Origin of the sequence: Nostoc sp. NMS9 (genome assembly GCF_017114995.1) — a bacterium.
Taxonomy (GTDB): Bacteria; Cyanobacteriota; Cyanobacteriia; order Cyanobacteriales; family Nostocaceae; genus Nostoc.
In genome coordinates this window covers 190,597-203,232 of the sequence record NZ_JABXKL010000083.1, presented here as the reverse complement: position 1 = coordinate 203,232, position 12,636 = coordinate 190,597, and the positions used below count along the sequence as shown (strand labels likewise).

15 protein-coding genes and 1 pseudogene are annotated in these 12,636 nt (G+C 42.2%); 8 read left to right on the top strand and 8 right to left on the bottom strand.

Translation table 11 applies throughout. The features are described from left to right. Nucleotides 1–280: 280 nt before the first annotated feature. Complete coding sequence (locus HWQ40_RS27260) at nucleotides 281–538, bottom strand: helix-turn-helix domain-containing protein (protein ID WP_292784285.1); 258 nt, start codon at nucleotides 536–538, stop codon at nucleotides 281–283. Between the two features lie 208 nt (nucleotides 539–746). On the opposite strand from HWQ40_RS27260, the gene HWQ40_RS27255 reads away from it, so the two are divergent. Then, entirely contained in the window at nucleotides 747–977 is a 231-nt protein-coding gene (locus HWQ40_RS27255; protein WP_292784282.1) for a hypothetical protein, read from the top strand. Nucleotides 978–1,379: 402 nt separating this feature from the next. Here the strand turns inward: HWQ40_RS27255 and HWQ40_RS35750 are convergent, their stop codons facing one another. The 4 genes from HWQ40_RS35750 to HWQ40_RS27240 all read right to left on the bottom strand — a co-directional run bounded on the left by HWQ40_RS35750 (nucleotide 1,380) and on the right by HWQ40_RS27240 (nucleotide 4,127). Continuing rightward, entirely contained in the window at nucleotides 1,380–1,838 is a 459-nt protein-coding gene (locus HWQ40_RS35750; protein ID WP_334987513.1) for a GNAT family N-acetyltransferase, read from the bottom strand. Between the two features lie 107 nt (nucleotides 1,839–1,945). Further along, nucleotides 1,946–2,158 carry a helix-turn-helix transcriptional regulator gene (locus tag HWQ40_RS27250; RefSeq protein WP_292784279.1) on the bottom strand — a complete coding sequence of 71 codons (213 nt, stop codon included), beginning with the start codon at nucleotides 2,156–2,158 and terminating at the stop codon, nucleotides 1,946–1,948. A 162-nt stretch (nucleotides 2,159–2,320) separates the two neighbouring features. After that, the gene (locus HWQ40_RS27245; RefSeq protein WP_292784276.1) at nucleotides 2,321–3,100 is read right to left on the bottom strand and encodes a peptidylprolyl isomerase; all 780 of its coding nucleotides are present in this window, start codon (nucleotides 3,098–3,100) and stop codon (nucleotides 2,321–2,323) included. A 652-nt stretch (nucleotides 3,101–3,752) separates the two neighbouring features. Then, nucleotides 3,753–4,127, bottom strand: a complete 375-nt coding sequence (locus HWQ40_RS27240) for a cytochrome c (protein ID WP_094352507.1) — start codon at nucleotides 4,125–4,127, stop codon at nucleotides 3,753–3,755. Between the two features lie 209 nt (nucleotides 4,128–4,336). On the opposite strand from HWQ40_RS27240, the gene petG reads away from it, so the two are divergent. After that, complete coding sequence (petG, locus tag HWQ40_RS27235) at nucleotides 4,337–4,450, top strand: cytochrome b6-f complex subunit V (RefSeq protein WP_063721252.1); 114 nt, start codon at nucleotides 4,337–4,339, stop codon at nucleotides 4,448–4,450. A 189-nt stretch (nucleotides 4,451–4,639) separates the two neighbouring features. On the opposite strand, the gene rsmD is transcribed toward petG, so the two are convergent. Next, on the bottom strand, nucleotides 4,640–5,185 hold the full coding sequence (rsmD, locus tag HWQ40_RS27230) for a 16S rRNA (guanine(966)-N(2))-methyltransferase RsmD (RefSeq protein ID WP_292784269.1): 546 nt from the start codon (nucleotides 5,183–5,185) through the stop codon (nucleotides 4,640–4,642). Between the two features lie 84 nt (nucleotides 5,186–5,269). Next, nucleotides 5,270–5,905 carry an imidazole glycerol phosphate synthase subunit HisH gene (gene hisH, locus HWQ40_RS27225; protein ID WP_292784266.1) on the bottom strand — a complete coding sequence of 212 codons (636 nt, stop codon included), beginning with the start codon at nucleotides 5,903–5,905 and terminating at the stop codon, nucleotides 5,270–5,272. A gap of 58 nt (nucleotides 5,906–5,963) precedes the next feature. Between hisH and HWQ40_RS27220 the strand changes: the two are divergent. From HWQ40_RS27220 to HWQ40_RS27205, 4 genes and pseudogenes are all read left to right on the top strand, one after another. After that, nucleotides 5,964–6,506 (top strand): annotated as a pseudogene (locus HWQ40_RS27220) (peptidase C15). A 31-nt stretch (nucleotides 6,507–6,537) separates the two neighbouring features. Next, complete coding sequence (locus HWQ40_RS27215) at nucleotides 6,538–7,926, top strand: DUF3370 domain-containing protein (RefSeq protein ID WP_292784310.1); 1,389 nt, start codon at nucleotides 6,538–6,540, stop codon at nucleotides 7,924–7,926. A 398-nt stretch (nucleotides 7,927–8,324) separates the two neighbouring features. After that, nucleotides 8,325–8,681 (top strand): response regulator, encoded by a 357-nt coding sequence (locus HWQ40_RS27210; RefSeq protein WP_292784263.1) that lies wholly within the window; start codon nucleotides 8,325–8,327, stop codon nucleotides 8,679–8,681. Between the two features lie 102 nt (nucleotides 8,682–8,783). After that, nucleotides 8,784–9,221 (top strand): response regulator, encoded by a 438-nt coding sequence (locus tag HWQ40_RS27205; RefSeq protein WP_292784260.1) that lies wholly within the window; start codon nucleotides 8,784–8,786, stop codon nucleotides 9,219–9,221. Nucleotides 9,222–9,372: 151 nt separating this feature from the next. Here the strand turns inward: HWQ40_RS27205 and HWQ40_RS27200 are convergent, their stop codons facing one another. After that, on the bottom strand, nucleotides 9,373–10,707 hold the full coding sequence (locus tag HWQ40_RS27200; RefSeq protein WP_292784257.1) for a hypothetical protein: 1,335 nt from the start codon (nucleotides 10,705–10,707) through the stop codon (nucleotides 9,373–9,375). Nucleotides 10,708–10,876: 169 nt separating this feature from the next. Here HWQ40_RS27200 and HWQ40_RS27195 point away from each other — a divergent pair, with 169 nt between their 5' ends. Both HWQ40_RS27195 and HWQ40_RS27190 read left to right on the top strand, forming a co-directional pair. Continuing rightward, the gene (locus tag HWQ40_RS27195) at nucleotides 10,877–11,833 is read left to right on the top strand and encodes an ATP-binding cassette domain-containing protein (protein WP_292784254.1); all 957 of its coding nucleotides are present in this window, start codon (nucleotides 10,877–10,879) and stop codon (nucleotides 11,831–11,833) included. A gap of 4 nt (nucleotides 11,834–11,837) precedes the next feature. Further along, nucleotides 11,838–12,635, top strand: coding sequence for an ABC-2 family transporter protein (locus HWQ40_RS27190; protein WP_292784252.1), 798 nt, complete (start codon nucleotides 11,838–11,840; stop codon nucleotides 12,633–12,635). Nucleotide 12,636: the final 1 nt, after the last annotated feature.

Here is a 12,636-nt window from a genome sequence, read left to right as displayed (position 1 = left end):
GCGGCCACGATAGTTTAGGGGTTGCCCTACGCAAAAATAGCTCGATGCCAGGTTTATATATAATACAAACTAAAACCTCCAAGCTGTGATGTAAGCTTGGGGGTTTTAGTTTATCCGGAATTTAGTATTGGATAAATCGTGATGACTCAAGAACTTTGGGATTTAAGGAAGTATATTCTTGCTGGACGTTATGATGATGCTTTAGTAATTGTTGATGAGTTGGAGTTAATGAGTCGAAAGAGTTATATCCGAAATATTAGAAGTTTTCTCATCAGGCTCATTATTCTCGCAAATATATATCACTTTGTTCTGTCACCATTATCTTTAATAATTCTTCCTCTTTACCTTTGAGCTTCGAGCGGCGATCGCCTCCTTGTGGTCTGGCAGTTATCTCCCCTGTCTCTCGATATCGGCGCAAGAAGTCACGGATGAATGATAAACTAACTTTAAATCGTTTTGCTAATTCTCTCTGCGTGCCTTCTTTGTTTTCCCACGCACTTAATATCTTCTTTCGCAAGTCGATTGAATATGCTGCCATTTCTTAATAATCTTCTTTTTTACATCTTTAAAGTTTACGATATTCGTGGTGGATTTGATCTCAAATTGCTGTAATTAAAAATCAGGTTGAACAAAGATTAACTAATTCCTGCGTAGCTTCTATTAAAGGCTCGATTTTAGAAATTCAAGATTTAAATTTACAGGATAATAAGACTTCTCATTATGTAAAACAAGGTGAATGGCAGGATTTGCTGGATGCTGCTTATGATGCAGCAATCGATCCTGCATCTGCTGAAATTTTTGATGGTTTGTATACACCTAAACAACTGCAAGCAATGCTAGAAAAATCACTGATTATGTCCGTAGCAAAAGATTTTTTAAATTTGACTTATACAAATTCTCAAAGGTCTTTACCTGGTGCTATTGATGAGATGTTGAGTGAGTTACCCGGTGGTCAAGAGTGGGAAGAAGGTAAGTAAAAATGATTATGTGATGGACTTGTAGTAAATTTATTTATGACATTACCCACCATCACCCAAGACACAATAGACCTTGCTCTAGGGGATGAGTTAATCCTACGATTTAGGACTTTGCCTGGCAGGTTGGTTCAAGCATTGCAGTGCGAGAGTTTGAGAAGTTTTTCAAAAATGGGTATTAATGAACTAACATTAGCTAAAGCTGATACCCAATACGAATGGGTAATTGGCTCAATAATCTATAGAGGCACGTGTTCTGGAAGGATCAAAAACCATATTATATCCTTGAAGTCCATATGGTAGGTTTCGTGGATTAGTTTCTGTAAAGCCGAGACGCCTGTAGAATGCCTGTAATCCGAAAAGAGCGAGAACATAGACTGGTGTCGTTGTTCTTAGTAGCAGATGTCACACTAAGTATGAGCCAATTCCTCGACGACGGTGACTAGACACTACGTATAATCTTAACAGAAATGAGTAAGTTCCTCCAGAATCGATAAGTGCAGCACTAATAATTTTTCCTTGGGAAAGAGCTACTATAAGCGTTTTATCCGAACCAGATTGGAGAATTTGAATAGGATCTAAAAGATAAATAAGAAACAAGACGACTACACTGATAATCGCGTAGGAAAGTATACTATCTAATAGTACAGTTCCAATAAACCACGCACTAGTGGACAGTAGCCATGCAGAAAGTACGGCAATAAAAACGGTTATGGTAACTGATTTAATTACCCTAACCCTATTAGAACTAAGCAACTCCAATGGTCTTTGCAAAACGAATAACAAGTAAGATTCCCATCTGTCTGCAAAGTCTCTAGCATAACAAATAATATAGCCGGAAGGAAATGAAGAAGAGGATCTCATTTGATATGACCACCGCACTGATCTAGTTTAATTGACTAATGGCGTGAAGTTGCTTGTCCTCAGTACTAGTAGATAAAACTACTCAAAAATATATATAAATAAATGGCTTACTCTTCCACTACTTCAATCAAATCTTCAATTGATACACCAAAAGCATGGGCTATTTTTTGAACAGCAGTGAGGTTAACCATATTTATTCCAAGGTGTCGAGTATAACTTTTCACTGTGTTGTAGTTTACATTGGCACGTTCAGCTACCTCTTTGATTGTCCAACTTCTTTGTGCTGCAAGTTCTCTAATCTTTAGTCTAACTAGCCCCATTTTTATCTTGACAAAGGCGAAATTCCAGCTTTTGTTAATTAATCAGGTGGGACTCAATCTACAATATGAACAACATCAAAAGCGATCGCTCGTCCAGCCTGGAAAACTAACAGAGCGATCGCTATCTTCGGTTTTGAAGCCAAGCATGGAAGTCTACTATGCTTAGGTTAAAGTTTTATTGTCCTCTCCCTCCCCTTGTGGTGCAGACATGATTTGCTTTTGCTGTTCTTGTAGCCAGTTTTCAAAGAGTTCATTCAACAGGCGCATTTTCATAAATTCATCCAGTTGTGCTGGAATAAATTTTTCTAACCGCAAAATAACAAACCATTCAGCGATACGGGTAGGGGGCAATATCTGACCTGGTTGACTGCTAGAGAGCATTTGCACCATTATTGGATGTAGTGCATTCAGTTCAATCGGGCCTACCAAGCCACCAGTTTGGGCTTCTGGCCCGAGTGAGTATTCCCGCGCCAAATCAGCAAAAGAGTTTTCTTTTGCCTGAATCCTGAAGTAGAGTTCTTGGGCAATTCCCACATCCTGGGTTCGCAGTAGGGAATAAATTACTTTGTCCAGTTTTGCCTTGGACTGAAAAAAGTAAGATTCCAGTTTATTACCCCAAGTGGCTTGCTTGAATTTTTCAATTTTCAGCTTACGAGTGGTAATAACTTCTAGTTGATCGGGAGTCAGCCCTTGATGTGCCATCCAAGCCTGGATGTCTTCTTCATTTTTAAACTGTTTTTCAGTGTAAAACTGCTGTTTAGCTTGGGCTACTTCCTCAGGGGTACACTCTATTACTACCTTGGCAGAGCGTGAGTTTTGCTCTATCGCCTCATCAATGATTAGTTCCCGCTGCAACTGCGGCAGCATTTGGTAACTTGCCAGTAAAGAAATCAATTCACTAGCTGTAATTGTACGATTACCGATTTGGATCGCTTCAGTCATTAGCTTTCGGTCATCTCAAGAATATCTAGTCTGTTAAAGAAGCTATACCTTAGCCCATTGTCTAGGAACTTTTACCTTAATTCTACAGAGTTAGGTATACTAACTTCACTTTCGCAATAATTAAATAGTTACTTGCTAACATACTTAAAAATATACAGTTTATATGAGTTTTTATCAAAGATTCTACGCAAATACTAGCAGATGTGAAGATAAAGACAAAAGACAGTTCTCGGCACTACGGCTTTAGAAGACGAAGTTTATCAGACTGAGCTAGGGTGTTTTGAGGTTTCTATTATTACGCGTAGAGGCACAGCGGTATTAGTGTCGCGGTTCTTCTCCCAACCTCAAAAGAGCGTTTGGTAGATAAGGGTAGACGCCAAGGACTTTAGTGAGTCCGCGTACCCCTACGGGAAAGCAAGCTACGCGCAGCGTCTCGCATCTAAGCGTTTAGAATTTTCTCAAGTAGAGCAGGCATGATGTGCTGAGGGCGACGCTCCTACGTTGCTAAAGCTTTTCTACAAGACGCTGCGCGAAAGCTATCGAGCATCTAGGGGGTCTGTTTATAGGTCTGATAGGTGTAAAAAAGCACACATTATATACTGCCTTTTCACATAAGGGTATTTATGTATCCTACAACCAAAAATTCTTAGGTTTACAACGACTCTAAATAGTTCAAAAGATCCGCCATTTCTTGAGCACTAGGTTGGAATTTTGGCATTGGCGGTGTTTCGCCACTGATTACTTGGTGAATCAGCCCATACCGAGACTTGTGCTTTGAAACAGCTTGCAAACTGGGCCCCACTCGCCCGTCTGCTTCCAAGCCATGACAACCAGCACAGTTAATTTGAAATATCGCGTGTCCTTGAACTGGGTTTCCTGTTAGGGATAGAACACTCTTGACGTATGGATCGGAGGCTTGAACCAACTGAACACCAAAAAAGCCCAAAGGGACTCCTAGCAGTATAGCCAGCGTCAATAAAACAATCCGCTGAATCAAAATTTCAGGTTTGGTAATCTGGTTATCCAAAAGGTTTGCTGTGAAAGTTTAGGTGTGCTAAAAAGTTTTCATTTCCTACACATAGCTTAAAAGTTCTTGATTGTGTCTGCAAGCACAGAAGACTATTTTTTTGTGGGCAGTCGCCTTTCAAAAGGCTGTAGGGCGCAGGATTCATACGAAATTTGGTAAAATCAAAAACAGGCAACGAATATTTAATAATTACAAAAAGGAGATTTACAGTGGTTGAACCCCTGCTATCAGGTATTGTCCTTGGTCTAGTTTTCGTAACTCTCGCCGGACTTTTTTACGCTGCATATAAGCAATACAAGCGCCCCAATCAGCTAGGGGGATGAGGGAGTGCCCAGTGCTGAGTGGTGAGGAGCCAGCCAGTGCGTTGGGCAGTTCTGCCGAACTTGTACCCCTGCTCTTAAGCAAGCTACACGTAGCGTCTCCGACAGGAGAACAACTGGCGTTTCTGAGTAGGATGAGGGAAGGGGGATAAGGAGGACAAGGAAGCAATTTTTCTCCCCACCCCATTCCTGTCATTCCAAAATTCTGTAGAAAGTAAGTGATGTGTTGCCGTAAACTTTCTGGCGGCAAATTTCCCAAGCGGGAATCTCTGGTGGTATCCAACCTTGTGAGGCGTGTTCAACTGCGATTTCGCCGCTAGGATCTAAAAGTTGATAGTCAGCGATCGCTTCTAAAACTGGCTGGTACAATCCACTGGCATAAGGTGGATCTAAGTAGATTCTATCAAACTGTTTACCTGATAAAGTCTTTAACTGCTGGGTAATATCTCCCCGCAATACCCGAAATTCTTGGTCGGCATTAGCTAACTGCTGCCAATTTTGTTGGATGGTGACACAGGCTTGGCTCGATTGTTCAATTCCCACTACTAAGCTGGCTCCTCTACACAAAGCTTCTGCGCCCATTGAACCAGTACCGGCGCACAAATCTAGCCAGCGACAACCTGCAATTTCTCCCTGCCAAATATTAAAGACTGCCTCTCTTACTCGCGCACTAGTGGGTCTAGTTTCTTTTCCTGGTAAAGTTTTTAGCTGGCGATTACCGTAAATTCTCAGGCTCATTGGTTATTAGTCATTGATCATTAGTCATTAGTCATTGGTCATTAGTTTTAGACAAAAGACAAAAAACAAATGACAAAAAGAATATTAGGCAGGGATTTTTTCGCGGACTTGAGCAACGAAATTAGACAGGATTTGCAATCCGATATTAGAGGATTTTTCGGGGTGAAATTGGACTGCCATGAGGTTTTCGTGAGCGATCGCAGCTGTGACGGTTTGAGTACCGTGAGTGATAGTTGCTGCACGGATTAGCGGGTCTATTGGGTCAACATAGTAGGAATGGACAAAATACACCCAAGGATCTGATGGTAAATGCTCCCACAAAATACTTTTTGGTTGAGTAACTTCCAGTTGATTCCAGCCCATGTGAGGAATAGTGATGTCAGGTTCGGGACGAAACCGCCGCACTTTTCCTTTGATAATTCCCAGTCCTGGTTGGGTACCTTCTGCACTTGATTCAAAGAGAATTTGCAATCCTAAACAAATTCCCAAAAAAGGTTTCCCAGATGCGATCGCTTCTTTAATAGGTTGTTCTAAACCGCGCGCTCGCAGGTGTTGCACTGCTGGATCAAATGCTCCTACTCCCGGTAGGACTATAGCATCTGCCTGCTCTAATTCCTTTGGAGAATAAGTAACATTAGGAGTTGCCCCAGCTTTTTCCAAGCCTTTGCAGACTGAGTGCAAATTTCCCATCTCGTAATCTACGATCGCAATTACTGGCATTTACCTGCTCCTTGTAAATTTATTATGGAGGGTTTTTCTATTCTAAATAATATTTGTTATGAAGAAAAGAATTCTATTAACTTCTTTTGACACTTGGCTAAAAGATCAACAGTCAAATTCTTCTGATGATTTATTACTTGAAGTTACCAAACTTGAGTTGCTCCCAGATTACTTAACTTTTTTACGTCAGTTACCCGTAGATGTTCAACTTGCCAGTACTTAGGTAATGGAAAAAATCAAGGCAATCCAACGTGATTACATCATCTGTTGTGGCATGGCTGCAAGCCGTACACAATTAAGTGTGGAAGCAGGTGCTATCTGTGGAAAAATTGTTTTGCAGACAGAAGTTGATTTAGAAAAATTAGTGGCGGGAGCAGCAGCAATTCAGATTAGCCACGACTGTGGGAAATTTGTCTGTGTTCGCGTAGCGTCTCGAAGAGAAGGTCTTTACTATTCAGTGTTGGACTACTTAAGCCAAAATCAACTCACAGCACGTTGTATTTTTGTCCACGTTCCGGTTCTCAATCAAGAAAATTTGATGGGGATTCTTGCCGATTTCGTATTAATTATTAACAAACTGGCACTTTCATCAAGTTGTTAATGTCTGTATGGTGAAAGAAATATCTAAGTATATGTTGCCATTGTTACTAATTTTCCCAATAGCCCAATCAACTCCTGCGAAGCTACCACCTGAAGAAGTTGTCCAACCTCAAGAAGTGCGTCCTTTACCAGGTCAATTGGATAAAGTGCCAACCTTTAATAGCAATAGTCCAGAATTGGTTTTGAAAGAAGGAATTTTACTTTCTACCTTTCCACCAGATGGGAAAAAAGTGCCAACAGCGCATCTGAATTTTCCCTTTCGGGGACGATTTGATATTTTTGCTCATCACGTTGCAAAAGCTGAACCACCAGAGAATTTGCGTAGGCGTAGCCCGTCGGAGACATCGCTCTATTTAGGGATAATTTTGCATAACCCTAGTTCAGAACCAGTGAAGGTAAATATTTGGCAGGCGGCGAGTTATTTAAGTCAACCGGATGCACCATTTATTCAGTTACCATCTTTTAGCCAAAATCTTTTAGGTAAAATTTTTGCCGGGCCAGGCGATCGCGTCATGTCTGATGTGCTTCGGGGAGTACGACAAGAGATTTTCCCTGCCCAAATTGAGATTCCACCAAAGCAAAGTCGGATGTTACTCAATTTGCCAATTCCGGTGCAAGGATTGACACCACCCCTGAATGGTCGGTCTACATTGATCCGACTGCAAAGTGACGGCACTGTCTATGCAGCTAGCCTAGCGATGTTTGCACGGGAGAATCCTGATGGCAGTGAGCGATCGCCTACCTTAGAAGAGTGGCAGAATTTACTAGATAATGGCGATTTAGCTGGGCCACGAGATAAAACTCCCACTCCCTTAGAAGAAACTGGTAAACCAAGAATTTATGGGCGTGTTGCGGGAGTGGTTGGTGGTTCGCGATGGAGAGCCTTATTAGTAGATAATCCTAAAGCCAGCTATCTAACTATTCCCCAGCCTGGTCAAGTGTTTTCCTACGCTCTGAGTACCCTGCATGGCGGTACATTAGGAACTAGTCAAATTCAAAGTGCGCCTATGCTGGTGCGCTATCCTGACACCGCATATCGCGCTCATGGCAACTATGGAATTCAATATAATCTCAAGTTGCCGTTATACAACAATACTCAAAGTCCTCAAACTGTTAGTGTGTCTATACAAACACCACTCAAGGAGGATCAATTAGTCAAACCAGGGTTACGCTTTCTAAGTACACCAGATCCTCAAGTATTCTTCCGAGGGACAGTGCGGGTACGTTACAAAAATGACCAAGGTCAGCCACAAACTCAGTTTGTGCATTTAGTGCAAAAGAGAGGTCAACCAGGGGAACCGTTAGTTTTATTAAAGATGAAACCAGGCGATCGCTCCTTAGTAGAAGTAGATTTTCTCTATCCCCCAGATGCTACACCACCGCAAGTATTAACAGTCTCAACTCAATCTGAATCTCGGTAATAATTCATGGGTAATAGGTAATAGCTTTTCTCCAATTACCTGTTCCCAAAAAATATTAGTCAACTCATTCACAAAGCTCTACTGTTTACCAACTTGGCGCGGATCAAAGGCACATCTGTTATAAAACACCAAGTCAGGGCAACGACTTACAATGTTTACTAATAGTAGGCATAGTATTTATCAAACAAACAGTGTTTAAAAACAATTCAAGATTGTAGACGCCTATTGAAGTTGCAATAATAGATACTATCACTACTAAGGTAGTAGTCCAAGGCCTGATCTCACGCATAGATTCTTTTGTTTTTATTGTTTGTGCAGAGCTTAACTCACATACACTACCAGAATCTAATCCTAGCAAGTAGCGTCACTAATTATACTACTTAGATTCTTGTGCCTGGATGACTTGTTTGCTTGAGTTGTATGGGATCGAAGTTCATTCAACTTTCACAGTACATCAAGCCTTAGAAGCGTTTGTTCAAATTCGTCCAGATTTAGTACTTAGTGACATAGCCATGCCTGATGAAGATGGTTATTCCCTGCTACGTCAGATCCGGCACATCGAAGATAGGCTTGACAAATCCACTCCCGTTATCGCAGTCACGGCACTCGAAGAGTTAGAAGCTCGATTTTCGGAGTCGCAAGCAAGGTTTGACCAATGGTTATTAAAGCCTGTGGAGATAGATGAATTGGTCGGGGCGATCGCTCACCTAAGAGGGCGCTCAATATTGCTCGGTGAATTAATTTCTTCATATTGATAAGGCTTTTCACCTCAAGTTTGTGTATTTAGGGTGAATACTTATTCCGATCCATGCGTTGCAATAGAAATAGCAGACTATAGCAAGCAATAAAAGGACGGCATGGCAACAGATCACAAAATCGATCAAGAAACTGAGTTAAATTCCCTCCAGCACCTTATTGGAACCACTATCTTACTGGTAGAAGATGAGCCAGATATTGCAGATTTGCTCACCTTCATTTTGGAAGCAGCAGGTGCAGAGGTAATGGCTTTAACCGATGCAGAAACAGCCCTTGACTTGATCGAATCGCTTCATCCCGATATTCTGGTGTGCAATGTGAAGTTGCCCGATCATGATGGAAATTGGTTAATTGAGCAAATTCGAGTGAATTCTTGCCCATCCTTAAGACAGTTGCCTGCGATCGCTATCACTTCTTATACACGGGAGGTCTCAAGCTATAAGGCTTTGAATGCTGGTTTTAATCGATTTCTAGTCAAGCTTGAGAGTCCAGAAGAAATTGTAGATGAGATTGTTCACCTGTTATCTACCGATCTTTAAATATAACTAGCCGGCCTTCATCTGGTTTTTGAGACTGATTTCACACAACACGCTGTCGGAGCGCACAGCTAGCTATACACTCCTACAAAAGACTTTAAGAAAGGAAACCATATAACCCTAAGTGAGTAGGGTAAAATGTTGGATCTATTTGTTAACCTCGTTGAAAACCCTTTGCTGGCTTTTGTTGCCCCTTACCCTTAGGCTTAGATTTGTTAACTTCTCCTAAAGCTTCCTGAAATAAGTTATGTAAATGTATGGGTACACTGGCAATGTCTGGCAACTCTGGCTCAATAGGTTTGTGGAATTCTTGCAAAAGTGTATCCAAGTCACTTTCAAGCCTAAACTCTGGACGTTGCAAAAATGTTTGCAACACATTTTCTAACTGAGTTGGATACTGTTGTGCTAATCGATGCCAAATAAAAGCATTAATACTTTTATCTTCCAGGTAGTAACGAACTAATTTTTCCGCCCCTTGAACACTTTGCCAGTCCTCTGCCGATAAGATTGCTTGTACCTTACTATATGTTGGTAAAAACATTTGTCCCCAACGGGGATGAGAAAGAGCCGTTACCTGTTCTGCTTTCTTGAGTTCAGCAGGCAAATCAACCTTTGGCATAACCATTTTGCTCTTGCCGCTTTTGCTGTTAAACATCTCAGAGACTACGTTGGAATCAGCACCAAATTCTTGTGCGGCTGCTTTTATTTCTTCGTCGCCAATGCCAGCTGCTTCTGCCACTTCAGCAAGAGATTTAGAAGTATCAATTCCTGCGGCTGCAAAGGTTTTTTCAGTAATTACTTCTTGAAATTCCGCTATTTTTTTATTAAGCTGGTATCCAGGTAGTGTGATTTCATCAGTGCCAAAAAAGTCCACAAACTGCTGATGATATTTTTCTACTGACTGCCAAGCTTCCTCTAGCAAGTCTGGAGCATCGCTGTAAAGATTACTTTTATAGTTTTCTTTAAAATTACCAATTGCTACAGCAAGTTTTGGTTTACCTAATTTACCCATTATTGTGTAGGGGCCAGAAAACATCCAGTAGCTATCGGTAACGGGGGAAATGCGAGTTAACAAGATTTCTCCGACTTTCAACCGAGATATTGCTTGTAATGTTTGAGTATTGTTTGGCTTGACGATGTAGCGTTTATCTGTCAACCAGTTCGTCAATTCAAAGCCATCAGGTAAAATATTAGTGATGGCAAATAAGCCAATAAAACTATGATGCCAACTATTGATTAGGCTGCGATCGCTTTCTGCTAAATCTGGATGGCTTTCGATAAACAACTCTAATGGAGACTTATCACCGACTTTCCCGGCTGTCAAAAAGCTATCGATGGTTAAGTCCTGCTGTGTACTATCACCACTTCCACGACGCAACTGTTCTGCGGCATAAGCTTCCAGTGCTTGTGCCAGTTCGCCTTCAGCATCAAGGACAAAATCAACTAAGGCTTGTTTTAATTCGTGCGATCGTTCTAATATGACATCCACAAGTTAATCTCTCGGTGCAACAGATGTAAATTATAGCTTTTGAGAGAATTTCAGCATCTAGCAATAGCTAGATTTATGGAAATGCACACTTAGCAAAATAGGTTTTATAATACTGTAATTTATTGTATTATACTTGTAGTACAAAATCATCTGAAGGGGTTCATCAGTGATGACAGCCCTAGAACTGGAAAATTTATCCAAGACGTTTACTCTGAGTAGAGGTTGGGGACGCAACCGCACGAAAAAAGAGATTGTTGCCGTAGATGGCATCAGTCTGAGCGTTCCCGATGGTCAAGCGATCGCCTTCATTGGTCCAAATGGGGCGGGGAAGTCTACTACAATCAAGATGCTAACAGGCATACTACAGCCCACATCTGGCACAGCCAGGTTACTGGGATTAAACCCTTGGCGAAATCGGCGCGAACTAGCGTACGAGATTGGGGTAGTGTTTGGACAGCGATCACAGTTATGGTATCACCTACCTCCCCGCGATACCTTGGAGTTACTAGCGCGAATCTATAATCTGAATTGGCAAGAATACATCAAACGTCGTGACCAACTAGTTGAGCGTTTTGACCTCAGCCCGTTCTGGAATACCCCAGTACGTAAATTGTCTTTAGGCCAGCGGATGCGGGCAGAAGTAGCAGCCAGCTTACTCCATGCACCTAAAGTACTATTCCTCGACGAACCCACAATTGGACTGGATGTAATTGCTCGTCAGGAATTACGCGACCTCATCCGCGAGTGGAACCGCAATCAGGGAGTAACAGTGTTTCTCACCAGCCACGATGCGGGCGACATTGAACAAGTAGCGCAGCGAGTAGTAGTAATTAATCACGGCCATGTAGTACTTGATGACAAAGTTTCGGCAATGCGCCGCCAATACCTTGGTTCAAAGATTCTCAGCGTAAAATTTCATACCTCCCCCGCCCAAATCAGCCTCCCAGGAGTAACTCAACTCAAAGCCGGCGAATATGGCCTAAAGCTGGAGGTTAATACCCGCATCACACCAATTGAAACCGTGATGAATCAAATTCTCTTGGCGGGTTCGGTGGCTGATATTGCGATTGAAGACCCACCGCTAGAAGAGGTAATTGCACACATCTATGCTCAGGCAGCCTCATAATTCAGTGAATAATCTCAATAAATATACCTGGATTGGCTTGACGGCAGCTCGCTCCAACCTGGCTTATTGGGGAGAAGTTGCTTCCAGAGGAATTTTTTTGTTTGTCATTCTCTACATCTTCCTACAGCTGTGGCGTGTCACCTATGCTGAGACAGATGCTGAACAGTTGGGAGGTCTAACGCAGGCTCAGATGCTTTGGTATCTGGGTATCACCGAGTCTATTGTCCTCTCAAGTCCCCAAGTTGCTTTAGAGGTAGACGAGGATGTACGCACAGGGGCGCTGGCAGTGCAACTAATACGCCCTTTATCCTACCCTTTGTATCGCCTGTGGACTACTTTGGGAGAGCGGACAGTGCGCTTCGGGTTGAATCTAGCGATCGCATCTATAGTTGCACTACTGTTTGTCGGCGCAATTCCTCTAAGTTTAGGGGGAATTTTATTATTCGTAGTGGCGCTACCACTGGCATTTGTACTAGATTTTTTGGCAACCTTCTTAGTGGGCTTAGGAGCTTTCTGGCTGGAAAATACCACCGGGCTAATGCTGATTTACTCTCGGTTGACGATGATTTTGGGTGGGATGCTAATTCCTTTAGAACTACTACCAGAAGAGTGGCAGCCAGTACTACAAGCTCTACCCTTTGCCAGTATTTTGTATGGTCCGGCGCGTTTATTTGTGCATCCCGACCTAGCTTTTGCCAGTCAATTGTTAGTGCGGCAGGGAGTTGCTATCGGTGTGCTGGCTCTCTTGGTAGCCCTTGTCTATCGCACGGCAGTTAAACGTATCCACGCGCATGGAGGTTGAT